Below are 24726 nucleotides of genomic sequence, written 5' to 3' on the forward strand. Positions count from 1 at the left end.
GATCTACACCGCATTCTCACAGGCCGAACAGGCGCTGTGCAAGGCGACCATTGATCGCGGCGCGCTCGCTGTCCGAAAAACCGGTTTCGCCGACAATCTTCAGCGGCGCGAGGTCACCGATCGGAAACGGCATGTCCGATCCCATCATGATTCGGTCAACGCCGACGATATCGGCGAGATAGCGCAGCGCGCGCGGGTCCTGCACGATGGTGTCGTAATACATCGCCGCCAGCGCCGCATCGGGATCGCCGAGTTTTTCCTTGTCGAGCGAATAGTTCCGTCGCAGCCGTCCGATCACATAAGGCAGCGCCGCGCCGCCGATCCCGGCCACGATCTTCGCATTGGCAAAGCGCGTGACGTGACCGGCGTAGATCAGCCGCGACATCGCGATCAGCGTGTCGGTGATGCGCCCCACGGCGTTGGCCATGCCGTAATCGTGCACGCGGTCGTCGCCGCTTTCGAACACCGGATGAATGAAGACCACCGAGCCGAGTTCGTTGGCGGCCTCCCAGAACGGCTTTAGCGCGGGATCGTCCAGCACGCCGCCCTTGCCCTTGGGCTGCGTTCCGATCATCGCGCCCTTGAAGCCCGCGGCGTGCGCTTCGCGCAGCACCTCGGCGGCGCGGGCGCCGTGCTGCAATGGTACTGTCGCCAAGGCCACGAACCGCGGTTCGCTCTTTGCGGTTTGCGCCAGATGCGTGTTGATCAGGCGCGACCATGCCGCGCCCTCTTCCGCCGGGACTTCATAAGCGAACATGTCGAGCCAGCCGCCGACCACCTGGCGTTCGATCTTCTGCTCATCCATCCATTTCAGGCGCGCCGGCAGATCGCTCAGCGGTTTTGACACCGGGCGCGTCGGCTTAGCCCCGGCAAAGCTGAAGCCGAGGCTGCCGCCGTCCTCGATCAGCCGGATCGACGGAAAGTGCGAGGCCTGCGCGCGGATCGCATCCAGCAGGCTGGGCGGCACCAGATGGGCGTGGCAGTCGATGATCATTTCATTTGCTCTTGCTTGCCGTGTTGCGCGCCGGCGATGGCATCGCCGATCACGGAAATGCGGATCGGAAGCTTGCTGAAGGAGATGCCCAGCGGCGCCACGCAGTCGTTGACCGCGCTGGAGATCGCCGCGGGCGCGCCGAGATAGCCGCTTTCGCCGGAGCCCTTCTGCCCGAACACCGTGTAGGGCGACGGCGTGCAATGATGCACGATCTCGACTTCCGGGACCTCATGCGCGGACGGCAGCGGGTAATCCATGAAGCTCTGGGTGATCAACTGTCCCTCGTCATTGTAGACGAATTCCTCCAGCAGCGCGGCGCCGAGGCCATGCGCGACGCCGCCCAGCGTCATGCCTCTGACGATATGCGGATTGATGACGGTGCCGCAGTCGTGGCCGATCACATAGCGCTTGATTTCCGGCTTGCCGAGCGCGGGGTCGATCGCCATCAGCACCACATGAAACTCGAAGGAGTGGCACGGATACATCTGCACGCGGCCGTCTTTCGGCAGTTTGCCGCCGGTCGGCACCTGCATCACATGCGTGCTCTCGAGGCCGGGCTCCATGCCCTCAGGCAAAAGATGATAGTTGCGATGCGCGATGTTGACGATGTCGGCCCAGCCGAGCTGTTTGCCGTCCTTCGGATTGGTGACGCTGCCTGAGGCGTAAACCACCTTGTCCTCGCCGGCGCCGAATTGATGCGCGGCGATCCGCGTCAGCTTTGCCTTCAATTTCTGCGCCGCATGAAACGCCGCGCCGCCCAGCATGATCGCCATCCGGCTGCCGACCGGCGAGTTGGACGGCAGGCACGCCAGCGAATCCGGCCGGATCACCCGGATCAGATCCGGCTCGATCTGCAGCACTTCGCCGATTACCGTGGCGACCAGGGTTTCGTGGCCCTGCCCCGACGAGGTGTTGTGGATCGTGACGGTGACGAAGCCGAGCGCGTCGATGACGATACGGCAGGAATCCATCCAGGTCGTTGTAGTGTTCTTTTCATTGAGCAGCGGCTCGAACGCGGAGTTGGCGCCGCTCGGCTCCAGGCACGCCGCGATGCCGATGCCGGCCAGCATCCCGGAGCCGCGTAAGCGCTCGCGCTCCTGCTCCATCGCGGCGAAATCGATGTGGGCGAACACCTTGTCGACCACGGTGTGATAGTCGCCGCTGTCATACGTGCTGCCGCTTGGGATCAGATACGGGAATTCTTCCTCGCGGATAAAGTTGCGGCGGCGGACCTCGATGCGTTCGAGCCCGACCGCCGCGGCAACCTTGTCCATCGCGGTCTCGATCGCATAGTTGGTCGGCGCCTGCCCAAAACCGCGCACGGCTTCCTGCACCGCCTTGTTGGTCGTGACCGACTGCGCGCGATATTGCACGCTTTCGATTTTGTATGGCCCGACGATGGCGCCGATCGGCTTGCCCAGTTGAAACGGCGCCCGGCCGGCATAGGCGCCGGCGTTATCCAGCGCCTTCATCTTCATCGACCTGACGATGCCGTCGTCGTTGAAGGCCACATCGACGTCGAAAATGCGCTCCGGGCCGTGGGCATCGCCGCCGCTCATATTGTCGAGCCGGTCCTCGATCAGGCGTACCGGACGGCCGAGCCGCCGCGCCAGATGCCCCACCAGCACGGTCTGCTTGATGCCGCGTTTGACGCCGTAGCTGCCGCCGACGTCGACATCCTGGTGCACGCGCACGCCGTTGGCGGGGATCCGCAGCGCGCGGGCGATCTGGTCGGGATATTTCGGCATCTGGATCGAGGCCCATACGTCCAGCATTTCGCGCCAGGGATCCCAGGACGCGGCGACGCCAAATGTTTCGATCGGGACGGTCGAACTGCGCCCCCAGGTCACGCGGAACGACAGATGCCGCGGGCTTTCCGCGAAATGCTTTTCCACTTCGCCCCAGACAAAAGTGCGGTCGAGCAGCACGTTGGAACCGTGTGCGGGGTGCACCGGCGGACTGTCCAGGTCCAATGCATCTTCCGCGTTCAGCACGAATGGCAGAGGCTCGTAGACGACGCGCACCTGTTCGATCGCATCTTCCGCAAGTGCGCGGCTCTCTGCTACGACGGCGGCAACCCACTCGCCGGCATAACGCGTCTGTCCGACCGCCAGCGGATGCCGCCGCACCCTGGGCGTATCGAGCCCGTTCATCAAGGGATCGGTGGCGGCCGCAAGTTCATCGCCTGCGAGCACGTAGTGCACGCCCGGCATCGCCAATGCCGCCGAGGCATCGATCGAGACGATGCGCGCCGCCGGATGCTGCGACGGCAGCACCGCGACATGCAGCATGCCTTCGAGCGCGACGTCGGCGACGAAGCGGCCCTGTCCCGCCACGAAGCGGCGGTCTTCGCGGACGCGCCGGTTGGTGGAGACGAACCGGAAGGCTAAGGGATCGGGGCTCATCTCGCCTCCTCGGCCGGCTCATCGGCTTCCGCGGCCTCGAGCACGCCCTCCACGGGAGCATCGCGTTCCGCGGTCGCGTCGTGCGGGACGCCATGATGCGGCTGCGGAGTATTGGCCTTGCGCAGCCGGTCGGCGGCGAATTGCACCGCCTCGATGATCTGGCCGTAGCCGGTGCAGCGGCAGATATTGCCCGAGATCGCCTCGACGATATCCTCGCGTGTTGGCGTCAGCGTATTCTGCAGCAGCGCATGTGCCGATAGAATCATGCCGGGCGTGCAGTACCCGCATTGCAGCCCGTGGGTTTCGCAGAACGCGTCCTGGATCACGCTGAGCTCGCCCGGCGCGGGCGAAAGTCCCTCGATGGTGGTGATCTCGTAGCCGTCGGCCTGCACGGCGAACATCAGGCAGGAGCGTATCGGTTCGCCATCGAGCAGCACGGTACAGGCGCCGCAGACGCCGTGCTCGCAGCCGGCATGGGCGCCGCTCAGCAGGAAATTCTCGCGCAGCGTATCGAGCAGCGTCTTGCGCGGCTCAAGGTCGGCCTTGCGGCGGGCGCCGTTGATGCGCAACTCGATTTTCATCGCAGGCCTTCCGCCCGTTTGGCGGCCGCGTCGGCGCGGGCTTGTTCGAGCGCGCGAATGCACAGCGTGACGGCGACGCGGCGCCGATACGCGGCGCTGGCGTGCAGATCGCCGGTCGCTTCCAGTTCGTGCGACGCGGCATTGACCGCGTCGGATAAGGACGCCGCATCCAGCCTGCTGCCGATCAGCGGCGACGCATCGAGCCGCAACGGGCGATCGCCGACGCCGCCCAGGCCCAGCGCGACATCGATGCAGCGGTCCTCTTCGTCGAGCGCGACCTGCGCCACGGCGGCGACAAAGGCAAAATCCGACCGGCGCGCGCTGACCTCGAAAAAGCCCACGCCGATGCGCTGCTGCGGCCAGACCGGAAACCGGATCGCGCTGATGCAATCGCCCTGCCCGATCGTGGTCTGCATCGGCCCGACAATGAAATCATGCGCGGCCACCGCAATCGGGCCCTCGGCGGTCGCCAGCATGATCTCGGCGCCGAGCGTTACCGCCACAAGCGGAATCTCTGCCGATGGATCGGCGTTGGCGATCGATCCGCCGACGGTGCCGCGATTGCGCGTCGGCGGATGGCCGACCCACGGCAGCACCCGCGCCAGCATCGGCACCGACGCCCGTATGACAGGGTCGCGCTCCGCCAGTGCCTGCCGCGTCGTCGCGCCGACCAGGATTGCGCCTGCTTCGGCGCGGATTCCCGCAAGCTCCGGTAGCCGCAGGATATCGATCAACCTGGCCGGGCGCGCCAGCCGCATCGCAAGCATCGGCACCAGCGTTTGTCCGCCGGCGATCAGGCGCGCATCCTCGTCGGCGCTGAGCAATGCGCAGGCCTCGGCAAGCGACGCCGGCCTGACATAGTCGAAAGCCGCAGGTTTCATGAGCTGGCAGGGCAGCAAGCCGGATAACGTGTCAGGGCCGCAACGTCGCGGCGAGGCCCGCCGCGCAGGGCATCGGCACGGCCCTCGGCATTCCCGCAGTCCCGGATTTCGTGGATCAACGCGTGTTCCCTTCCCGAACGGCTTGTAAATTCGCCGCCTTGCAGGAACGATAGAAGCCCCGGTCAGAAATTGTCAAACACAACTCAAGCAATCCAGCCAGGCATGCAGGCTGGCCAGTCCTTTTCCGAACCACACAACATTCCGCCGTCATCCTGAGGAGCCGCGCGCTTGCGCGGCGTCTCGAAGGATGGCCGCAGGCACTTGTGGCCATCCTTCGAGGCTCGCCGAAGGCGGCGAGCGCCTCAGGATGACGGCGGGGTTGGTTGGCGGCAGATGTGAATCCAGCGGGGTTTTCATTGGCCAACGGACGGATGAAAATCAAAGCAAACCTTGCGCAAAACCATGCTAGCCCAGCGGTTGAAGCGTTGCCGTGCCGAGATCGCCGGTTACGACCAACGCGAAGTCCTGTGATTCGCGCAAGTTGGTGGCCGAAATCTGGATGTCGTAAATTCCGGCTGCCGCATTTGCAATACGCACGACCTGCACGTTGTTGTCGCGATCTATTTTCCCCAGCGAGCCCCGCAACTGGAAATTGCCGGTGAGCATTTCGCCCCCGCCTGATTTGCGCACCAGCAAAGCGACCTGGTTCTGCGCGCCGCGCGCCGGCCGGTCCGTGTAGGCAAGACAGACACGCAACGTCGCTCCGGCATTGACCTTCAAGGCAAAGCGCTGGACGTCGCCGGTGCGATTGAGTCGCCGCTCCTGGCTATTCCATTTGTCAAAGAAGGTAAGTGCGAGCGATGGGTTAGCCGGGTTCGGAATTGTCGTCGTCATGTCGACGCAACCGAACCCTTGATCGTAGTTGGCAGGCGGAACCTTGCCTTCCGGATTGCTCTGGTTTGCATCCTGGCCGGCCAGCCAGCGCGCGCCATTGATGATGGTGGCGCGCAGCAGCGCCGCCGACGGCTTGTGGTTATGCCTCTCCATATAGTATTGGCGTACGATAGCGGCACAGCCCGCGACCAACGGGGCCGCCATGCTGGTCCCGCCGCAATAGGCATATTTTGGATTGGAGGTGACGTCGCCCCAGTAGATCGCGCCGTCCGCCGACGCCGACCTCGCCGAGATGATGTTGGTGCCGGGCGCCACCACGTCCGGTTTGATGCGCCGGTCGTCCGAAGGTCCGCGGCTGCTGAATGCCGCCAGCGACTCGGGATCGCCGGCCGTCGTTTCGTCGCCGATCGGCGCGTCCGGATACCAGGGCGAAAAATCGCGCCAGCTCTGCTTGCTCTTGCCGCCCTCGGTACGGTTGCTGCGGCTCGCGCCGACGGTCAGCACGTTCTTCGCTGTGCCGAGCGAGCAGATCGACAGCCAGTCGACGATCCCGGCCTGAGTGTTTTCGCGTTGGTCAGCCCGCCCTTCATTTCCCGCGGCCACGACCACCAGCATGTCCCGATTAGCGTGGATGAACTCGTCGATTTCCTCGGAATGGATCGGGTAGGTGGAGAAGGCCTTGGCGCCCCAACTGTTGTTGTGGATGCGCGCGCCCGCATCGTAGGCAGGTTGCAGCAAATCGTTGAGGTCGGCCGGCAACGCCCCCAGCGGCGAGCCATTGCGTTGCAGCGACTGAAAATACAGCTTGGCGGCGGGCGCGGTGCCCCGGTACTGCCCGTTGGATGCAGCCCCACTGCCGAGCACCGATCCCGCAACATGGGTGCCGTGGCCATGAAAGTCATCGGTCTTGCCGTCCGGGCCAAAGCCGATCGCGGCTGCAATGCGCCCGGCGAAATCCGGGTGCTGCTGATCAATGCCGGTATCGGCAACCGCGACGATCTGGCCGCTCCCATCCGGAAAACCGGACATCGCCGGCGGCGCGTCGAGCCTCAGCAGGACTCGCGCGAGGTCGTTGGCAAGCCTGGGTTCGACATATTGTTCCTGACGCTTCACCGCCGTGAGGTCGTCGATCTCAGTGCGCATCGGCGAATTCTCAGGCAAGGATATCCGAATCTTTTTCCGGCCGCTGGCCTCGATCGTCACATCGTGCGCCACCAGCCAGGTCTTGACTTCCTCGAGATCTTCCGGGCGGTGCAAGACAACGTCGTACTTCACCGGCTCGTGCGAAACCGCAGCTGTGCGTGCGAGCGTGGAAGTGACGGTCGCCCGGCTCGGCGAGGTATGTCTGCGATCATAGAGTTCCACGTCGGCGACAAAGCCGAGCTTGCGGACTTCAGTGACCTGATCGAACGTAAGGAACGCGGAGTAGAAGCCGTTCCGGAAGGAGTCCATGATTTGCACGCCGAGCCCGGCCAGTGCCGACAGATACTCCTGAAGCAACGGATCGGGAATGTGAATGAGGTAGACATTCGGCTGCGACAGATCGAGGTCGGGAATCGGAACGGGGTCGTCGACCCGCAACGAGGTCGAAAATACCGTGGAACGAGGCCGGCCCGACACCGGCCGCGCACTAAGGCCAGGGGTCTCCGGCCGAAGACTTTTCGCCCGTCCATCACTGTCGAGTTCGAACAAGGTCTCCACGACGAGGCCGCGCTCGCGCAGCTTTTGAATCGCGGCATCGTCGGCATCGCCCGAGACGAAGGCGGGCGTTCTCGTCGTATTGGCGGACAGCACTTCGGTTGCGTAATTGATTTGGCCGTCGTCCATTCCATAGGCCACGACGCGGTATTTCGTCTGGGCCGCGGACCCGGCCACAGTCTGCATGGTGGCCGCAGGACTCGCAGGCCCCTGAACCTCCGTTGTCCCGATGCTGGAAATCAGATCGACCGCGCGAGCCGCCCCGGCCTTAACGGATTGGGCGACGCGGCTCACAAACGATTTGAACCTGTTTCGAAAATCGGGATCCTGGGTTGAGGAGTCGGACATGGTCGATCACCCTTTCTGACGCAAGGCTCTAGTAGAACGATCTCAGCCCCGCACCCCCTTTCAGGAACGTGGGCAAGCCGGACACGGATTCGAGGACGTCGAAATAGCGCGCATCATCGACGACCGTGAGGCCGTCGAGTTCCAGGGATTTGAGCGGCGGCAGCGCCGCAAAGAGTTCGACCACATCGTCATCCGGCTGGAGATCGAGTTCGATGGTGTCCTCCGGCCCGGCGCTCAAGGGACCGAACAAGCCGCGCGACTGGGCTCGCTCGAGATCGGACATCTCGTCGCGGAGCACCTCTGTCGCCATCGCCAAAGTGATGTTGTTCAAGGGGGAGGTCGGGTGCTTGAGATTGAGCCTCTTGGCCCGGCCTCCGACGCGCAGGGGCTCGGTCTTATTGTCCGCCAGGCCGGCGTCGCGCACCAACGCCTGGTCGCCATACCGGACATGGCCGGCGACGACGACGAGGCGAATGCCCTTCTCCGTGGCGGCGATCAGGTTGTCGTACGGGTCCGGCTTGACGCTGTCGAGCACGAGGAGATCGGCGTATTTTCCATCCTCGATGCTGCCGAGCTTCCCGCCCCAACCCGCCGAGCGCGCGGCGACGATGGTGACGGCCTCGGCGATTTTCCGCGCGCTGAGATTGACGCCCGCCTCGTTCCCAGCGACGAGCGTCGCAACCTTCATCTCCAGCAACAGGTTGCGGCTTCCGGACGGCGTCCAGTCGCTGCCGAGCGAGAACGGCACGCCCGCCTGCAGCAGCGCTTTCAGTTCCAGGGTCTTTCCATAAAGCAGGATATTGCTGAGCGGCGACCAAACGACCCTGGTATTCGCCGCGGCAAGCTTGGCAAAATCCGGTTGCTGCAGTCCGGCACAGTGAATGGCGACCAGGTTGTCCGCCAACAGGTGTTCGCGTTCGAGCAACTGGAATTGCGCACGAGCGACGGCGTCCTTTCCTTCCGCAAGATGGAAGAAGAACGGCTTGCCGGACCCGATCATGTTACGGAATTTCCCGATGTCCTCAGCCTTGTCCATAAGGTCGGGAACCTTGTGGTTGGCGGACGGCAGGTCCTGATCGGCGGGTATTTCAAAATTGCGTACGATACCCTGGAAATAGGGCACCCCGCCAAACGTGCTGTGCATGCCCTGGCCCGACGTGACGCCGCCGACCAGCAGCTTGGCCTCGACGTATCTCACGATCGCCTTTATCAGGTCGGGGCGCCGCTTGGTGAGCGTGCCCATGGGTTGGCCGACGAAGCGCCGATATTCGGGACGCTTCAGCCATTTGTTGCGGTTGCCGAACACCTCCGGCGGGATCCAGAGCGGCAGGATGTTGTAGGCAAGATGATTGTGCAGATCCATCAGCCCCGGATAGATCACGCCGCCGGTCTCGATGCGCGTCGCGCCGTCGAACCCCGCCGGCGCCGCGTCGCTGCGCTTGCGCACGGCGACGATCAGCCCGTGACGCAGATAAAGCGCGCCATCGTCGATCGCTTCGCCGTGCATCGGCACGATCTTGCCGAACATGACCATTGCAGGCGCCGACGGCGCCGCAGCGTCGAACGGGTGAACTTCGCTTGACGCGGCCGGACTGGAAGCTGTGGCTGCGGCCGGTCCGCTCGCTGCCTTTCCGGCGAAATTGTCGAGCAGCCGCCGCTGCGCATCCTTCTCGTCGAGCGGATCGAGGCCGCCCGCGCCGCCCACGGTGAGCGGTTGCACGGCGCCCTCCGCCAGCGGCGTCAATTCGCTTTTGTAATCGCAGGGTCCGATCCGGTAGAGCTCGTTGGTACAGAAAAAGCAACCGCCGCGCGGACGCGCAAGGTGCCCGGTGGCGGCGCGGTAAACCAGCCGGCCGGACGCGACCTCCTCGCGCATGTGCCGGATCGCGGTCGCCTTGGCCTGCGCAAATTCCTGCGGCCGGGCGGAGGCGTGAGGCAGGAATATCACGCGCGCATCGAGCAGCGTGCCGTCGGGCAGACGTCCGTATTCGAGCCGGATTTCGCGCTTTATGAGTTGATCAAGCCGCTCGCCGGGGCTCGGCGCGCCCTCCGGGCGGAAGCGATTCTGCATCGCGCGGATGAACGGCTCGGCCGTCGTCGCGCTGAACACGAACAGGACGCCCGGCAGACTCTGCGTCAGCTGCCGCAGGAAATAGCGGCGCTTCACGAAACATTCGTCGACGATGCCTTCCGCGCGCACCCGCCCCATGACTGGCATGTCGGGATCGTCGGAGTTCTGAGTGACCAGCCAGCGGGCCGAACCGCATGCGACCATGTTTGCGTAACTGATGTCCTCGCCGACCGCCAGCTTGTGACCGTTCCACCCTTCGGCTTCTGCGAGACCGTCGAGCAGCGACTGGTAGGCCTGATACATCGTGACCGGATCGAGCTCCAGGTCGATGGCATCGCCTTCCGGCACAAGCGGCCGCGCATCGCTCGGCGGATCGCTGCGTCCGCCCAGCGCAGCACGATAGTCGTCGCGGGGGATTCGCAGCTTGGCCGTGCTTCGATAACGGAAGTAGTGCGCGTATTGAAGATAGTCGTCGAAGAACGGGTGGATCGCATTGCGCGTGCTCTGGCTCCAGCCGGGAAGATTGGGATTGATGCCGACGCACATGATCGGCGCCTTGCGGCACCCTGAAAGCAGTTCCGGCACGAGCTGGCGCTTGCCGCGATAGGTCGACGGATGGTCGACGCCGGGACGCGGCGGCGGGCCAGCGTCGGCGTAATCGAACGCGTGATAGAATTTCCACTCCGAAAAATAGCTGCACGGATGCGGTGTTTGCGCCGAGTCATAGGAACGTCGCATGGCCTGGCACGGCATGACCTCGAGGACGAGTTCGACCTCGGTGGGCATAACGGATGTGACTGGTTCTGCCATGCTAAGCGACCATCGCCCAGACGCCGATCGCGCTGTTGACGCTCGTCCAATACCCGTAGGTCTCGTAGTACCAGACCGCCCAATGCGCCTGCATGTTCAGATTGCGCCGCAGCGAGCTCGGAACGCTCGTGTCGCTCGCATCCGGCAATGCGCCGTTGATCTGCGGATCCGATGCATTGCGGATCACCAGCCAGTTCGGCGCCGCCGCGCCTTCCGCCTTCAATTCATCGACCACCAGGCCCAGCACGGCGTCGCCCATTTCGACGCCGCATCCCTGAAGCTCCAGGCCATTCGTCGAGGTGCCGAACTCAAAGAAGTCGGTGGTGAGGATCGGATGAAAGGCCGGAAAATCGCGCCCGTCGATATGCAGGCTGGGCTGGTTGCGGAAGCCCGGGACCAATCCGGGAAGAGTCCACTGATACTTGCTGTGCGGAGGGCCAAAGGCGGGCTCGACCATCTTGTCCGCATTCACGGCAAGCAAGGTCTTTGCAGCATCCAGCCGCGCGGTCGGGATATTGAAGGAGCTGCAGCGGAATTCCGAGCTTGCGAACGGCTCCTGGGCGAATTCCTGCGCCAGCCTGAACTTGGCGCCGCGCGTGATGAAGACGTCGCCGAGTTCGTGCGGCGGACAGCTCATTCCACCGATCGTGACGTTGCGATTGGGCGGGAAGGTGGCGCCGGCAGTGCCTACGGTAATCACCAGCGACGGACGAACTTCCTCGATCAGTTGCCGGAACATATCCTTGACCGGCAATGTCGCCCGCCCCGCTGCGGTCCTGATGCCGTCCTGATTGAGGTGCAGTTCGGATTTGAAGCAGAGCACGCGCTTGTTGCCGATCAGGGTGGGAAAATACGAGCCGAGGCGCCGGGCTTGCAGCGAAGGTGCGCCGCGCCGGATCAGCGGGACATAGTGATCCTGGAAGCGTCGCGAATAGCGGTACCAGTTGTTGCGCCCGTGACCGGGGGTAAGGGTATCGGCGAGCGCCTCGACCTCGGCCACGGTCCAGGTAACCACCAGCACGTCGGCCTGCGGGAGCGGGTCATCGACCATCGGTTCGACGGCGAGCGGCTGCGGACGCGGCGCCGTTCCTGTCGGCCACGGCAGGGTTATGGTCGCAAGGGGCAAAGGCGGGGTCGGCTGGCGCGGCCCGAGATCATCTTCCGTCAGTCCGTAATCGATGATCTGGCGGGAAAAGCTGGGTTGTGGATCGAGCGGCATGGCGGTGCTTTCCTGTCTTCGCGTGGTGCATTATCTCGCCCGGTTGGACATCCTGATATCGGCGGCTTCCTCACCAACGGATCGGCGCAGCGCCCATGTTCAGGAGCCGCGCGTTGACCTCGTGAAATGGATTTGGACCGCTCAAAAACTGGTTCGATGCGGGATGCGAAAGACGCACTTCGTCCACGCGCGTTTGCCAGACGCCTGATTGCTGCGCTATCTGCCGAATCCGCATCCTGTTGGCTAACTGCTGTGCGGGCGTGCCGAGCAGCAGGAACACCACGTGACCGGTCTTGCGCTGGGCGAGCGTGCCGAGCACCCTGCCGACAATCGGCGACCACAGCGGAATGTGGCCGAACAACTGCTCCGGCGCGCCGCCCGCCAGGTATCGCGTGATGGTCAGGCTGGCATTGAGGAACAGCAGCCCCTCCTGCTCTTGCAGGCGGTCGAACAGTTCGCGCGGCGAACCGAAACGGACCGCACCGCTTGCGATCGCCGAACGAACCGCGTTCCAGCCATTGGCCGCGGTGAACTGGGTACTGCCGGTCCGCTCATTTGCCAGCATCTGAATCAATCTCTTCAGGCTCGTTGCGACGCCGGCCTGATCCCAGCCGAGCAAATCGCCCTGCTCGAAGGAGCGCCCGGTCGCGCGCGAAATCTTCGGATAAGGGTCCTGGCCGACCAGAACGCAGCGAATGTCTTCCGGCTTGGTGCTGTCGAAAGCACGGAACGCGTGCGCATCGCTCCGCGCGCCCTGCAGCGGCGACGCACGCCGTGACGGGTAGATCGGCTGCTCGGCCGAAAACAGCAGATCGTTGCGTACATTGGCAAAGGCAGGTTCGATATCCTGCAGCGTCGTGCGCCAGGCAGGTGCAAGATCGTTGCGCCAGTCGATCAGAAATTCGTTAAGGGCGGCGCGCAGATTCATCGCCGACCTCGCCGGGGCGAACGTGATCGTGACGCGTGACGCCCATCGACGTCAGTCAAGATGTCGCGAATACACATGCGCCCCCTCATTTGCCCTAGCGCAACTATAACATGTAGGCTATCGTGCCGTTCGGCGCGAGCATTTTATCGAGAAGTCTATCAACCTATTTTAGAGAAGTATTTTCTGTCAATTATCGAAGGCATCTCGTCCCAAGGATCTGGTTGACATCGCGGCATCTCAGACGCCTCCGCTCGGCGAACGTTGATGCACGTCCGGCCATGAAGCCGGTATCCTCGCGTCAGCGGTCGTTTTGGCCGCGTCCACGGATCGCCGCGATCATCGTCGCCGACGCCTCCCGCTGGCCGGGAATCGACGCCTGATGACTTCAGGTGAAGCGGCTCCTTTTCACCTCTCCCCGGCCGGGAGAGGTGAGCGCCGCGGCGCTACGACACCTTGCAACCCAGCTGCTCCAACGCAGCGTCGACCCAGGCGCGGTCCATCGAGCCGCCGCTCTGCAGATCGGCGAGAATCTTGTTCTCGGCGTCATGCTTCGCTGCTGCGGCCTGGTACACTTCCTCAGCTTCATCGAAGGCAATGCAGAGCACGCCGTCGCCGTCGCCAATGATCAGGTCGCCGGGCTCGATGACCATGCCGTCGAACGCGATCGCCCTGCCGATTTCTCCAGGGCCTGATTTCATCGGGCCCCGGTGAGTCACGCCCGCCGCATAGACCGGAAAGTTCATCCGGCGCACCGCGTCGGAATCCCTGATCGACCCATTGATCACCAGTCCCGCCAACCCACGTTTCATCGCATAGGTGATCATGATCTCACCGACGATCGAATTGGTCAGGTCGCCGCCGGCGTCGACCACGACGACGTCACCCGGCGAGGCGATGTCCAGCGCCTTGTGGACCATCAAATTGTCACCGGGCCGCGTTTTCACGGTGAATGCGGGGCCGGAAAGCCCGCCCTCCGCATGATATGGCCGCAGCCTCGGACCTCCGCCGGTCATGCGCGACATGCAATCGCTGACGTTCGCAACCGGAAGCGACCGATACTTCTGCACAATCTCCGGACTGACCCGACGCGAGATCGGCTGCACGGAAAATCCGATCATTGGCGGGTCTCCTTCACTTGTTACCCCGGATGTTCAGTCGGGACGCCATACCGCTGAACACCCGCTTGGCGTTGCCCTCGAAGATCTTGGTTTTCTCTGCCGCAGAAATCGGAAGCTGGTCGATGTAGCGCTTCGTGTCGTCGAAGTTGTACCCGGTTTCAGGATCTATGCCGGGAACCGCGCCGATCATTTCCGATGCGAACAGGATATTATCGACCGGAATGACCTTGGCCAGCAGTTCCTGGCCCGGCAGGTGGTAGACACAAGTATCGAAATAGATGTTGCTCAGGAGATGATCCTTGAGCAGCGGCAGCTTCAGCGCCTGGGCAAGTCCGCGAAAGCGGCCCCAGTGATAGGGCACCGCGCCGCCCCCGTGCGGAATGATGATCTTCAGCCTGGGGAACCTCTGGAAAACATCTGACGTGAGGAACTGCATGAACGCCGTCGTGTCACCATTCAGATAGTGCGACCCGGTGGTATGGAACGCCGGATTGCAGGCGTAACTGACGTGAATCATCGCCGGCACGTCGAGCTCGATCATCTTTTCGTAGATCGGATACCAATAAGGATCGGAAAGTGGAGGGTCGGTCCAATAGCCGCCGGAGGGATCCGGATTGAGGTTGCATCCGATAAAGCCAAGATCGCGAACGCAACGCTCCAGTTCGCCGATCGAATTCTTCGGCGATGTGCCGGGGCTCTGCGGCAGCATGCAAACGCCGACGAAATTTTGCGGAAACAGACTGCAGACCCGATGGATCAGGTCGTTACAGGCGATGGCCCAGGCTTCGCTGGTCGCGGCATCGCCGAGATGATGTCCCATGCCGGCTGCGCGCGGCGAAAAGATGGTGAGGTCGGTGCCGCGCTCGCGCTGGAGCCGCAGCTGACCACTGCTGATCGAATCGCGGATCTCGTCGTCCGTGATCTCCGGCCGCGGCGGCGCTTGCACGCCCTTCGAATGCGCCTCTATCTGCGCCTGTCTCCATTGTTCATGCTGCTTGGGAGCCGTCGTGTAGTGACCGTGGCAGTCGATGATCATTGCGTGCAGCCTCTTGCTTGCATTCCAGGCGAGACGGCGGACGCCCCGACCTTGCCTTGCCGGACCAATATATCAAGGAAATGCTCGCTGTGATAAATTGCTATGCCCGCGCCGCGATGCGCGGCGGGTGAGGGGCCTATCCGCGAGTCCGAGTGCGTGGAGTGCCCCCTCACCCGAAACCTGCGCTGCGCTCCGGCTTCGACCTCTCCCCTGCGGGGCGAGGTAAGAAACAGCGATTCGACCTAAGGGCATCACGCGCTAGTATCAACGTGCATGCGGTAAGGGCCTCGATGCGAGCATCCCGGGTCGCGGCAAGTCGCCTCAAGCGGTTCGAGCGTTGCCTCCGGTTCAAACGCTCTTGATGATCCGCACCAGCTCCCGCGCATGGTCCTTGGCGTCGCCGACATTGACGATGGTGAGATCGGGTACTGCCGCAGGATCACCGACGGCGCGGTTAAGCCGGTCCTCGATCTGCCCGTCGCTGCTGCGCGCGCGCGCCGCGAGACGCTCCTTAAGGATTTCAGGCGGCGCTGTGATCGACACCACCGTGACGTTCGCGTAGCTGCCGCGCGCCGCATCAATCACCGTGCGGGAGACATTGGCGACCACCGTACGGCCGGCCCGGAGTTCGTCGTCGATCGCGCGGCTCAACCCATAGCCATGGCCGTGCGCCTCCCAATGCACGGCGAAGCCGCCGCCAATGCGCGCCTGCCGGAAAGCATCATGACTGATCTGCTCGTTGTCCTCGAAGGACGACGCCTCCCGCGTCACCACCCGGCGCGGGAAAACTAAGCTGCGATCATCAGCGCAGGCTGCATGCGCCAGTCCGATCAGCGTATCCTTGCCAGCCCCGCTCGGACCGACCACGAGGATCAGCCGGCCCGGCCCGATCGCCGGTCGACGGTGCGATTTGGTCGGCGCTTCGGTCACGCCACGCGACGCCCTTCACGCCAGGCGCTGCGCACTACCGGCACATCACGCGCCACATGGACGCGAATGAGATCGGCGCGCTTGCCGACCGCTATCTCGCCCCGGTCGGCAAGGCCTACCGCCTCGGCGGGTGTCTTGGTGACGGTGCGGATCGCGGAGGCAAGATCGATGGCCGGGACGCGCTGCGGCAATTGCAGCGCTGCCATCAGCAGGCTCGAGGGAATGTAGTCTGACGACAGGATATCCAACAGCCCTTCGCGGGCGAGATCGACCGCGGCAATGTTGCCGGAATGCGAGCCACCGCGCACCACATTGGGCGCCCCCATCAAGATGCCGATGCCGGCCTGGTGCAATCCGCGCGCGGCTTCCACCGTGGTCGGAAATTCCGCCACGGAAACCTTGTCGCGGATGGCGTCCGTGACGTTTTCGTCCGTGGTGTCGTCGTGACTGGCGAGCGGGATTTCGTGCAGATGGGCCAGCGCTACGATCTCGCGCATATTGGCCGCCGCATGCGCCTTCTGATATGCAAAACGCCTTTCGAACAGCACGTCCAGTTCGGCCTCGGTCATGCCGACGCCCTTGCTGCGATAATAGTCGCGCAGCTTGCCTTCGTCGCGGAACTGGCGCTGCCCCGGCGTATGGTCCATCAACGATATCAGCCGCACGTCCGGCCGGCCGACCAGCTCCTTCGCCTCCTCGACCACGCTGGGCATCGGGATTTCGCAGCGCAGATGCAGGAAATGATCGGCGCGCAATAGGTCGGCATCGCGCGCCGACGCGATCGCCTCGGCCAGCACGCCTGCCCTCCCATCGACTTCATCGGCGCCGTCCTCGCGCCAGACCCGCAAGGAATCCAGCACCGTCGTGATGCCCGACGTCACCAGTTGACCGTCATAAGAAACGACGGCGGCGATCGGGTCCCAGAATACCTTCGGGCGCGGCACGTAATGCACTTCCAGGTGATCGGTGTGCAATTCGATCAGGCCGGGCATGATCAAATCGCCGGCGGCGTCGTCAGCCGTGGACGGCGCGTGGCCCTCGCCGAAGTCCGCGATGCGTCCATCCACCATGGCGATCCAGCCGCGCTCGATCACGCGATCGGCCAGAACGATCCTGGCATTGCCAAGTATGGTCTCGGACCTTGTCGAAGTCATCGCGGGTTGCTTCCTCATGCCGTTGCGGCAAATAATGTCACGTCGACAACCCGGTCGGCGATCAGTTGGCGTATTTCATCGTCATGGACGATGGCGACCATGGCAACACCCTGGTGTTTCTTCCGGGCGATCAGATCGACTACCACCGCGCGATTGGCGGCGTCCAGCGAAGCGGTGGGCTCATCCAGCAGCAGGATCGGCAGATCGGAAATGAAGCCGCGCGCGATGTTGACGCGCTGCTGCTCGCCGCCCGAAAACGTCGATGGCGGCAACGCCCACAGCCGTTCGGGAATGTTGAGACGGCGCAGCAAGTGCCCCGCTTGTTCGCGCGCCTCGGGACGCGCCATCCCGCCAGCGATCAGCGGCTCGGCCACGACATCGATGGTCGCGACCCGCGGCACAGCCCGCAGGAACTGGCTGACATAGCCGATAGTGGTGCGGCGAACGTTAAGGGTTTCCCTGGGCTCGGCTTTGGCGAGATCAATCTGCACTCCCTGGTGGCGGATGCCGATGCGGCCGCTATCGCAGCGGTAGTTGCCGAAGATCATTTTCAGGATCGAGGATTTCCCGGAGCCCGACGGACCGGACAGCACCACGCACTCGCCAGGCTCGACGCGAAAGCAGACGCCGCGCACCACGGGCAATTCCAGGCCGCCCTGCAAATGCATGATAAAGGTCTTTTCCACATTGCTGATTTCGATCATGGACATTGGCGCGCTCATGCCGGCAAAATCGAGGAGACGAGCAACTGGGTATAGGGTTCGCGGGGATCGTCGAGCACCTGATCGGTCAGTCCGGTCTCGATGACGCTGCCGTCCTTCATTACCATGATCCGGTGCGACAGCAGCCGCGCCACCGCGAGATCATGGGTGACCACAATCGCCGCCAATCCCAATTCGTTCACCAGATTGCGCATCAGATCGAGCAGGCGCGCCTGCACCGATACGTCGAGGCCGCCGGTGGGCTCGTCCATGAACACCAGCCGCGGCTCGGTAACGAGATTGCGGGCGATCTGAAGCCGCTGCCGCATGCCGCCGGAATAGCTTCGCGGCGCATCGTCGATGCGACCGACGTCGATCTCGACACGCTGCAGCCAGGATGCCGCGCTGTCTCGAATCCGCCCGTAGTGATTGCAGCCCACCGCCATCAGACGCTCGCCGACATTGGCGCCGGCCGACACGGCCATCCGCAGTCCCAGCGCCGGATCCTGATGCACATAGCCCCAGTCGGTGCGAAACAGGAACCGACGCTCAGCCTCACCAAGGGCTGCGAGATCGCGCATCACGCCGTCGCGCATCCGGTATGATACCCGCCCCGCGCTCGGGGCGAGCTGCGCCGATAACAGTTGCAGCAGCGTGGTTTTGCCCGAACCGGATTCGCCGACAATCGCCAGCACTTCGCCGGGATAGAGTGCAAAAGACACATCGCGGCAAGCCATCAGCCGGCCATAGGATTTGCCCAGGCCCTCGCCGAGCAGCAACGGCCGGTCATTGTCCCGCAGCGCCTCTTTGTCCTCAGCCATGCGGTCTGTCCTTGTGCGGAGCCGCGCTTTCACTGCCGCGGTGACCCGACGCCTGGCGGGTCTCGCAGTAATCGGTATCCGAGCAGACGAACATCCGGCTGCCCTGGTCGTCGGTGACAATTTCGTCGAGGTAGCAATCCTCAGCCCCGCACAGCGCGCAAGGCGCGTCGAAGCGGTAGCGCGTGAACGGATGATCCTCGAAGTCGAGCGACACCACCGACGTATGGGGCGGGATGGCATAGATGCGTTTTTCGCGGCCGGCGCCGAACAGCTGCAGCGCCGGGCAATTGTCCATCTTCGGATTGTCGAATTTCGGCGTCGGCGATGGGTCCATGACGTATCGGGCGTTCACCTTCACCGGATAGGCGTAAGACGTGGCGATATGCCCGAAGCGGGCGATATCCTCATAGAGTTTTACATGCATCAGGCCATATTCGCCGAGCGCATGCATGCGGCGGGTTTCGGTCTCGCGCGGCTCCAGGAAACGCAACGGCTCGGGAATCGGGACCTGATAGACCAGCACCTGCCCGCCATGCAGCGGCGCCTCGGGAATGCGGTGCCGGGTCTGGATCACCGTGGCGTCCGCTGTGGAAGTCGTCGTCGCGACACCGGCGGTCCTGGCAAAAAACTTGCGGATCGAGATTGCGTTGGTGGTGTCGTCGGAGCCTTGATCGATCACCTTCAGGACATCGTCGGGACCGAGGATCGCCGCCGTCACCTGCACGCCGCCGGTGCCCCAGCCATAGGGCATCGGCATTTCGCGGCTGGCGAACGGCACCTGATAGCCGGGAATCGCAATCGCCTTCAGGATGGCGCGGCGGATCATCCGTTTGGTCTGCTCGTCGAGATAGGCAAAATTATAGGCCGCAGCGCTCATTCGGCAGCCTCCTGCATCGACGACGAGGTCTCGGCCGCCTCGAAAAACTCCTTGCGCAGCTTGCGCAGCAGGCCGAGTTCGGACTGGAAGTCGACATAATGCGGCAGCTTGAGATGTTCGACAAAGCCGGTCGCCTGCACATTGTCGGAATGCGACATCACGAATTCTTCGTCCTGCGCGGGAGCCAGAACCTCTTCGCCGAGTTCGGATGCGCGCAATGCGCGGTCCACCAGCGCCATCGACATGGTCTTGCGCTCGCTCTGCCCGAACGCAAGACCATAGCCCCGCGTGAAACAGGGTGCCTCGCTAGCCGAGCCCTTGAACTGGTTGACCATCTGGCATTCGGTCAGCCTGATCGAGCCAAGCGGCACGGCGAAGCCGACGTCTTCGGCCATGAACTCCACCTCGACCTCGCCGAAGCGGATTTCGCCGGCGAACGGGTGGTTGCGCCCATAACCTCGCTGCGACGAATAGCCGAGCGCCAGCAAAAACCCTTCGTCGCCGCGCGCAAGATTCTGCAGCCGAAGATCGCGGTCGGCCGGGAAATCCAGCGGCTCGCGCGTGAGGTCGCCGACCGGCGTCTCCGCACCGGCTTCGGGTGACGGCTCGATCAGGCCGTCGCGCCCTAAGATGTCGGTGACGCGCGGCGTCGCCGCGGATGACGCCTCCGCGGTCGCCGGCGGTTCGGGAACCAGACCATCGGCCAGTTGCGGATCCAGCAGGCGGTGGGTGTAGTCGAAGGTGGGTCCGAGAATTTGGCCGCCCGGAATGTCCTTGAAAGTCGAGGAGATCCGGCGGCGCACCGCCATCGCACCGGTCTCGACTGGCTCGGTGGCGCCAAAGCGCGGCAAGGTCGCGCGGAATGCGCGGACAAGAAAGATCGCCTCGATCAGGTCGCCGCGCGCCTGCTTGATGGCGAGTGCTGCGAGTTCGCGATCGTACAGCGAGCCTTCGGTCATCACGCGATCGACGCCGAGCGAGAGCTGTTCGGATATCTGGGCAAGCGTCACTTCCGGAACGGCGCGGTCGCCGCGGCGTTCATGCGCCAGCAGCCGGTGGGCGTTCTCGATGGCGCGCTCGCCACCTTTGACGGCGACATACATGCGTCAGTCTCCCTTCGCGATCAAATGGGTGGTGCGCGGAATCGCCACAATGGCATCATCGGCCACCAGGACGACATCGATACCGCGCGGAAACAGCGTGGCGTTGATCGCAAGCCGTTCGAACAGCTCCGGTGGCTTGATCGTGGCCCGCAAAGCGGCGGTGCCGTCGATGCCGGGACCGCTGAGATCGAAGGCCGGGCCCTCCGTCAGGCTTTCGACCTGCAGGATCAGCGTTGTCGAGCGGTCCGGATATTCATCCGTGCCGAACGAAAAGCGGTCGAGCGGGGGTAGTTCGCCGCCGTCGCCGATCAGCGCAAAACTGCAGATCAAGGAATCCGCAACCACGGGCGCGCCGGTGTGGAATTTCAGCCATTTTGCCACATCCGATGTCGCGGCCATCCCCGGATCGAGCCAGACCGGCGTATCGTGGTCGAACAACGTCAGCGCGATGGCGGCGGTGCCGCGCATCATGGCGGCAGGTCCGCCGGCGGCGGCAACAATACGCCGAACGGCGCCGGGGCGCGCCATGGCATCCATTACCGAACGGAAGGTCGACTGCGCGGACAATACCTTGTCCGCGAACCCGGCAGGCAGTTCGGCAACCGTCGTCATCGCTCAGCCCTCGCCTCGCACCAGCGTGTAGAAATCCACCCGCGTCGCCGCGGTCTCCATGGCCGTGCGTTTGCGTTCGGTCATCAACTGTGCCCGCAGCGGCGCGAGCACCTTCGCTTCGACAGGGCCGGCATGATCGACGCTCTGAATCAGCGCATCGCACAGCGCAATCATCCGCGCCTTGCGTTGATCGCGGCCAAGCGTGTAGCCGAAACCCACCTCGCCGGTCGAGAGCCGAACGGCGGCGCGCGAGACCGTGGCTTCGCCGAGATTGAACGGCGCGCCGTCGCCGCCGATGCGGCCGCGCACCATCAGCAGACCGTTCTCCGTCTCGCGCAGGTTTTCGTGGACCGGCAACGCGACCGCGTCGAGGGTGCGGGCAATATCCGCCGCTTCGCAATGCGCCAGCACCGCCATCGCCGCCTGGCGCTGCGCCTGTTTGCTGTTTTCATCCGATGCGCTCATCGCCGCCTTGCCGGAATCAAGTTGTCTATGATATTAGACAACTTGATAGCGAAGCGCCATGACTGTTTCGTGACCAAGGATGATTTGGCGATGCCCATCCCCGGCTTTTCCGCAGGCACATGACCATGCAGGGCGCAGCCTCCGGCGTCGCGTTATGGCGGCAGGTCGCCGACGGCATCGAACGCGGCATCGCCGATGGCACTTTTGCATCGGGCGAACGGCTGCCCGGCGAGACCCTGATCGCCGAGACCTACCGCGTCAACCGCCATACCGTGCGCCGGGCATTGGCGACGCTCTCCGAGCGCGGCCTGGTGCGCGCCGAACGCGGCAGCGGCACCTATGTGGAAGCGCCGCGCCTCACCTATCCCTTGCGCTCACGCACGCGATTTTCCGAAATCGTCGGCGCCGGCGGCCGCGAGCCGCGCGGCCAGTTGATCGGCGCGTCGGAAGAACTCGCGGCCCGCGACCTGGCGCGGCAGCTTGGCGTGAAGGCCGGCGCGCCACTGATCCGGATCGAAGCCTTAAGGTCGGCCGACCGCACGCCGATCTGCGTCGGCACTACCTGGCTCGCGGCGGAGCGCTTTCCCGGAGCCGCGCGGGTCTACGAGAGCGCCCGCTCGATGACAAAGGTGCTGGCGTATTATGGCGTGCGCGACTATCGCCGGGCTTCGACCCGCGTGACGGCTGGTATCGTCGACGCGGCCGACGCTGCCCGGCTCGATCTGGCGCTGGGGCGCCCTGTTCTGGTGGTCGACAGCACCGACGTCGATGCGGACGGCAAGCCGTTGCTGACGACCCGCGCGCGCTTTGCCGCCGAGCGGGTCGAATTCGTCGTCGAGAACACCTAAGCCTAGAGCATGATGGCTTTAGGTCACCTCTCCCCGCAGGGGAGAGAGCCTGCCCCCGACTTGATCGGGGGTCGGATGGCATCGCCAGATGCGATCCGGGTGAGGGGCCTATCCGCGAGTACGAGCGTGTGGAGAGTCCCCTCACCCGAAGCCTACGCTGCGCTCCGGCTTCGACCTCTCCCCCGCAGGGGAGAGGTGACACGAGCCGCTTCGACGTAAATTCATCACGCTCCAGTTTAGGATCATACGGTGCGGCGATCATCCACACACCTTGCGGGGCTGTCACGCCTCCGTCATAACATCGTCATCAAGCCCATCGATGACGTGGAGCCTTCGACTTCGACAGCTAAAGAAAATTCGCATGGCAGGCAAAATGCTCTCGGTTGAACCGACCGTCGATCCCACTGCAAAATTGCACGACACCAGGCTTGGCGCCTACTGCGAGGTCGGCGCGCGTACGATCCTGCATGAAGTAACGATGGACGACTATTCCTATATCGTGAACGACGCGCAGGTCACCTATACCACGATCGGAAAGTTCTGCTCGATTGCGGCGATGACACGGATCAATCCCGGCAACCATCCGATGCACCGGGCGTCGCAGGCACACTTTACCTATCGCGCCAGCGCTTATTTTCCGGACGAGAGCGACGAGGCCGGGTTCTTCGAGTGGCGGCGCGGGCATCGCGTGCACATTGGCCATGATGTCTGGATCGGGCACGGCGCGATCGTGTTGCCGGGCCGCAGCGTCGGCACCGGCGCCGTTGTTGCGGCCGGCGCCGTGGTCACCAAGGACGTTCCGGCCTACGCCATCGTCGCCGGAAATCCGGCGCGCGCGATCCGGCGCCGATTTTCGGAAGATGTTACCAACCGGCTGGCGGCGCTGGCGTGGTGGGACTGGGACCATGAAACCCTGCGCCACGCGCTGCCGGATTTCCGAAAACTCAGTGTTGAGGATTTTGTCGCAAAATACGAGTCCGCGACCCTTTCCGGTCCTCGGTCCACAAGGCGGCGAAAGGCAGCATCGTGAACGACATCTGCATTGACAATGGCCGGGTCCTTCTCGGTGGAGAAATTCTTGAGGCGTCGCTGCGGACCGCGAACGGCGAGATCGACGCCGTGGGTTCGGCCCGGCGTGGCTTATTTTGCATCGATGCCCGCGGGCTGCTGGTGCTGCCGGGGATTGTCGATCTGCATGGCGATGCATTCGAGCGGCAAATGATGCCCCGTCCGGGCGTGGATTTTCCCATCGATGTGGCGCTGATTGACAGCGACCGGCAGGCAATCGGCAACGGCATCACCACGGTCTTTCACGCCGCGACATGGTCCTGGGAACCCGGCCTTCGCAGCGCAGACAATGCGCGCGAGCTGCTTCAGGGTATCGAGGGTCTGAGACCGCGGCTTGCCGCCGACACCCGCTTCCACTTGCGCCATGAAACCTACAATCTCGATGCCGAAACCGAAATCTGCCAATGGCTGTCCGACGGACGCATCGATCTGCTCGCGTTCAATGATCATATGAATTCCATCGTTCGTAATGCCGAAAAACCGCAGAAGCGCGCCCAGATGGTGGAGCGCTGCGGCGTTTCGAACGACGAATTCGATGGTCTGGTGGCGCGCATCGCGTCGCGCGGCCATGAAGTGCCGGAATCGATCGAACGGCTGGCCGGCGTGGCGCGTACTGCCAATGCAAGAATGCTCTCGCACGATGATGCTACCCCTGCGATGCGAAGGGCATTCCGCGCCAGGGGCGTCGGCATCGCCGAATTTCCGGTCAACGAGGAAACCGCGCGCGAGGCGGCCCGTGGCGGCGATTTTATCGTGCTCGGCGCACCCAATGTCGTTCGCGGCGGCAGCCATACGGGATGGACCAAGGCGTCCGACATGATCGCCAAGGGCTTATGCTCGATCCTCGCATCCGACTATTATTATCCCGCGCAGCTGTTGGCGGCGTTTCGCCTGGCCGCCGATGGCGTCCTGCCGCTTGCCAGGGCCTGGGATCTGATATCGGCGGCACCTGCCAAAGCTGCGGGCCTCGACGACCGCGGCATTCTGGCGGAAGGGCGTCGCGCCGACATCGTCCTCGTCGATGATGCAAACCCGCTGCGCCCGCGAATTATCGCCGTCATCGCCGCAGGGCGCCTGGCTCACCTGACGGACGCCGGCCGCCTGATCCAACCATCGGCCGCACCGCGCAAGGCGGTTGCAGCCGCGTGACGCGGCTCTATTCTG

Annotated in this window: 21 protein-coding genes; 3 read left to right on the plus strand and 18 right to left on the minus strand. The window is 63.9% G+C overall.

Annotation, left to right across the window (positions count from 1 at the left end; genetic code table 11):
• Positions 1 to 16: 16 nt before the first annotated feature.
• From VGP39_RS20345 to phnG, 18 genes are all read right to left on the minus strand, one after another.
• Positions 17 to 994 carry an amidohydrolase family protein gene (locus VGP39_RS20345; RefSeq protein WP_327569891.1) on the minus strand — a complete coding sequence of 326 codons (978 nt, stop codon included), beginning with the start codon at positions 992 to 994 and terminating at the stop codon, positions 17 to 19.
• Positions 991 to 3399: a xanthine dehydrogenase family protein molybdopterin-binding subunit gene (locus VGP39_RS20350; RefSeq protein WP_327569892.1), complete on the minus strand. Its 2409-nt coding sequence runs from the start codon at positions 3397 to 3399 to the stop codon at positions 991 to 993. Before VGP39_RS20350 ends, VGP39_RS20345 begins: the two co-directional genes overlap by 4 nt.
• Positions 3396 to 3980 carry a (2Fe-2S)-binding protein gene (locus VGP39_RS20355; protein ID WP_349256805.1) on the minus strand — a complete coding sequence of 195 codons (585 nt, stop codon included), beginning with the start codon at positions 3978 to 3980 and terminating at the stop codon, positions 3396 to 3398. The genes VGP39_RS20350 and VGP39_RS20355 overlap by 4 nt, the downstream gene beginning before the upstream one ends.
• Positions 3977 to 4861, minus strand: coding sequence for an FAD binding domain-containing protein (locus tag VGP39_RS20360; RefSeq protein WP_327569893.1), 885 nt, complete (start codon positions 4859 to 4861; stop codon positions 3977 to 3979). The genes VGP39_RS20355 and VGP39_RS20360 overlap by 4 nt, the downstream gene beginning before the upstream one ends.
• 465 nt (positions 4862 to 5326) lie before the next feature.
• Positions 5327 to 7801, minus strand: a complete 2475-nt coding sequence (locus VGP39_RS20365) for a S8 family serine peptidase (protein ID WP_327569894.1) — start codon at positions 7799 to 7801, stop codon at positions 5327 to 5329.
• Positions 7802 to 7829: 28 nt separating this feature from the next.
• Positions 7830 to 10682 carry an amidohydrolase family protein gene (locus VGP39_RS20370; protein WP_327569895.1) on the minus strand — a complete coding sequence of 951 codons (2853 nt, stop codon included), beginning with the start codon at positions 10680 to 10682 and terminating at the stop codon, positions 7830 to 7832.
• Position 10683: 1 nt separating this feature from the next.
• Positions 10684 to 11901, minus strand: a complete 1218-nt coding sequence (locus VGP39_RS20375) for a hypothetical protein (protein WP_327569896.1) — start codon at positions 11899 to 11901, stop codon at positions 10684 to 10686.
• A 70-nt stretch (positions 11902 to 11971) separates the two neighbouring features.
• A complete protein-coding gene (locus VGP39_RS20380) occupies positions 11972 to 12829 on the minus strand; it encodes a hypothetical protein (protein WP_327569897.1) in 858 nt (285 codons plus the stop codon).
• 443 nt (positions 12830 to 13272) lie between these two features.
• Positions 13273 to 13947 (minus strand): RraA family protein, encoded by a 675-nt coding sequence (locus VGP39_RS20385; protein ID WP_327569898.1) that lies wholly within the window; start codon positions 13945 to 13947, stop codon positions 13273 to 13275.
• A gap of 13 nt (positions 13948 to 13960) precedes the next feature.
• A complete protein-coding gene (locus VGP39_RS20390) occupies positions 13961 to 14983 on the minus strand; it encodes an amidohydrolase family protein (RefSeq protein WP_327569899.1) in 1023 nt (340 codons plus the stop codon).
• A gap of 348 nt (positions 14984 to 15331) precedes the next feature.
• Complete coding sequence (gene phnN / locus VGP39_RS20395; protein WP_327569900.1) at positions 15332 to 15913, minus strand: phosphonate metabolism protein/1,5-bisphosphokinase (PRPP-forming) PhnN; 582 nt, start codon at positions 15911 to 15913, stop codon at positions 15332 to 15334.
• Positions 15910 to 17067, minus strand: a complete 1158-nt coding sequence (locus tag VGP39_RS20400; RefSeq protein WP_327569901.1) for an alpha-D-ribose 1-methylphosphonate 5-triphosphate diphosphatase — start codon at positions 17065 to 17067, stop codon at positions 15910 to 15912. The genes phnN and VGP39_RS20400 overlap by 4 nt, the downstream gene beginning before the upstream one ends.
• 14 nt (positions 17068 to 17081) lie before the next feature.
• A complete protein-coding gene (phnL, locus tag VGP39_RS20405; protein ID WP_327569902.1) occupies positions 17082 to 17789 on the minus strand; it encodes a phosphonate C-P lyase system protein PhnL in 708 nt (235 codons plus the stop codon).
• Positions 17786 to 18589, minus strand: a complete 804-nt coding sequence (phnK, locus tag VGP39_RS20410; RefSeq protein ID WP_327569903.1) for a phosphonate C-P lyase system protein PhnK — start codon at positions 18587 to 18589, stop codon at positions 17786 to 17788. Before phnK ends, phnL begins: the two co-directional genes overlap by 4 nt.
• On the minus strand, positions 18582 to 19466 hold the full coding sequence (locus VGP39_RS20415) for an alpha-D-ribose 1-methylphosphonate 5-phosphate C-P-lyase PhnJ (protein WP_327569904.1): 885 nt from the start codon (positions 19464 to 19466) through the stop codon (positions 18582 to 18584). Before VGP39_RS20415 ends, phnK begins: the two co-directional genes overlap by 8 nt.
• Positions 19463 to 20569: a carbon-phosphorus lyase complex subunit PhnI gene (locus VGP39_RS20420; RefSeq protein WP_327569905.1), complete on the minus strand. Its 1107-nt coding sequence runs from the start codon at positions 20567 to 20569 to the stop codon at positions 19463 to 19465. The genes VGP39_RS20415 and VGP39_RS20420 overlap by 4 nt, the downstream gene beginning before the upstream one ends.
• Before the next feature lie 3 nt (positions 20570 to 20572).
• Positions 20573 to 21181 carry a phosphonate C-P lyase system protein PhnH gene (gene phnH / locus VGP39_RS20425; RefSeq protein ID WP_327569906.1) on the minus strand — a complete coding sequence of 203 codons (609 nt, stop codon included), beginning with the start codon at positions 21179 to 21181 and terminating at the stop codon, positions 20573 to 20575.
• 3 nt (positions 21182 to 21184) lie between these two features.
• Positions 21185 to 21646 (minus strand): phosphonate C-P lyase system protein PhnG, encoded by a 462-nt coding sequence (gene phnG, locus VGP39_RS20430; protein ID WP_327569907.1) that lies wholly within the window; start codon positions 21644 to 21646, stop codon positions 21185 to 21187.
• A 119-nt stretch (positions 21647 to 21765) separates the two neighbouring features.
• Between phnG and phnF the strand changes: the two genes are divergently transcribed.
• The 3 genes from phnF to VGP39_RS20445 all read left to right on the plus strand — a co-directional run bounded on the left by phnF (position 21766) and on the right by VGP39_RS20445 (position 24711).
• The gene (gene phnF / locus VGP39_RS20435; RefSeq protein ID WP_327569908.1) at positions 21766 to 22494 is read left to right on the plus strand and encodes a phosphonate metabolism transcriptional regulator PhnF; all 729 of its coding nucleotides are present in this window, start codon (positions 21766 to 21768) and stop codon (positions 22492 to 22494) included.
• Positions 22495 to 22855: 361 nt separating this feature from the next.
• Positions 22856 to 23524, plus strand: a complete 669-nt coding sequence (locus tag VGP39_RS20440; protein WP_327569909.1) for a DapH/DapD/GlmU-related protein — start codon at positions 22856 to 22858, stop codon at positions 23522 to 23524.
• Positions 23521 to 24711, plus strand: a complete 1191-nt coding sequence (locus VGP39_RS20445) for an alpha-D-ribose 1-methylphosphonate 5-triphosphate diphosphatase (RefSeq protein ID WP_327569910.1) — start codon at positions 23521 to 23523, stop codon at positions 24709 to 24711. The genes VGP39_RS20440 and VGP39_RS20445 overlap by 4 nt, the downstream gene beginning before the upstream one ends.
• Positions 24712 to 24726: the final 15 nt, after the last annotated feature.

The sequence above is a fragment of the Bradyrhizobium sp. genome, assembly GCF_036009065.1.
Lineage (GTDB): Bacteria > Pseudomonadota > Alphaproteobacteria > Rhizobiales > Xanthobacteraceae > Bradyrhizobium.

Bases quoted from the DNA above. Each gene is read 5' to 3' on its own strand.
- VGP39_RS20355 (WP_349256805.1), bottom strand. From the start codon at position 3,980: ATGAAAATCGAGTTGCGCATCAACGGCGCCCGCCGCAAGGCCGACCTT.
- VGP39_RS20350 (WP_327569892.1), bottom strand. From the start codon at position 3,399: ATGAGCCCCGATCCCTTAGCCTTCCGGTTCGTCTCCACCAACCGGCGC.
- VGP39_RS20380 (WP_327569897.1), bottom strand. From the start codon at position 12,829: ATGAATCTGCGCGCCGCCCTTAACGAATTTCTGATCGACTGGCGCAAC.
- VGP39_RS20415 (WP_327569904.1), bottom strand. From the start codon at position 19,466: ATGAGCGCTGCGGCCTATAATTTTGCCTATCTCGACGAGCAGACCAAA.
- VGP39_RS20390 (WP_327569899.1), bottom strand. From the start codon at position 14,983: ATGATCATCGACTGCCACGGTCACTACACGACGGCTCCCAAGCAGCAT.
- phnL (WP_327569902.1), bottom strand. From the start codon at position 17,789: ATGAGCGCGCCAATGTCCATGATCGAAATCAGCAATGTGGAAAAGACC.
- VGP39_RS20370 (WP_327569895.1), bottom strand. From the start codon at position 10,682: ATGGCAGAACCAGTCACATCCGTTATGCCCACCGAGGTCGAACTCGTC.
- VGP39_RS20440 (WP_327569909.1), top strand. From the start codon at position 22,856: ATGGCAGGCAAAATGCTCTCGGTTGAACCGACCGTCGATCCCACTGCA.
- phnG (WP_327569907.1), bottom strand. From the start codon at position 21,646: ATGAGCGCATCGGATGAAAACAGCAAACAGGCGCAGCGCCAGGCGGCG.
- VGP39_RS20385 (WP_327569898.1), bottom strand. From the start codon at position 13,947: ATGATCGGATTTTCCGTGCAGCCGATCTCGCGTCGGGTCAGTCCGGAG.
- VGP39_RS20345 (WP_327569891.1), bottom strand. From the start codon at position 994: ATGATCATCGACTGCCACGCCCATCTGGTGCCGCCCAGCCTGCTGGAT.
- phnF (WP_327569908.1), top strand. From the start codon at position 21,766: ATGACCATGCAGGGCGCAGCCTCCGGCGTCGCGTTATGGCGGCAGGTC.
- VGP39_RS20365 (WP_327569894.1), bottom strand. From the start codon at position 7,801: ATGTCCGACTCCTCAACCCAGGATCCCGATTTTCGAAACAGGTTCAAA.
- VGP39_RS20360 (WP_327569893.1), bottom strand. From the start codon at position 4,861: ATGAAACCTGCGGCTTTCGACTATGTCAGGCCGGCGTCGCTTGCCGAG.
- VGP39_RS20375 (WP_327569896.1), bottom strand. From the start codon at position 11,901: ATGCCGCTCGATCCACAACCCAGCTTTTCCCGCCAGATCATCGATTAC.
- phnK (WP_327569903.1), bottom strand. From the start codon at position 18,589: ATGGCTGAGGACAAAGAGGCGCTGCGGGACAATGACCGGCCGTTGCTG.
- VGP39_RS20400 (WP_327569901.1), bottom strand. From the start codon at position 17,067: ATGACTTCGACAAGGTCCGAGACCATACTTGGCAATGCCAGGATCGTT.
- phnH (WP_327569906.1), bottom strand. From the start codon at position 21,181: ATGACGACGGTTGCCGAACTGCCTGCCGGGTTCGCGGACAAGGTATTG.
- VGP39_RS20420 (WP_327569905.1), bottom strand. From the start codon at position 20,569: ATGTATGTCGCCGTCAAAGGTGGCGAGCGCGCCATCGAGAACGCCCAC.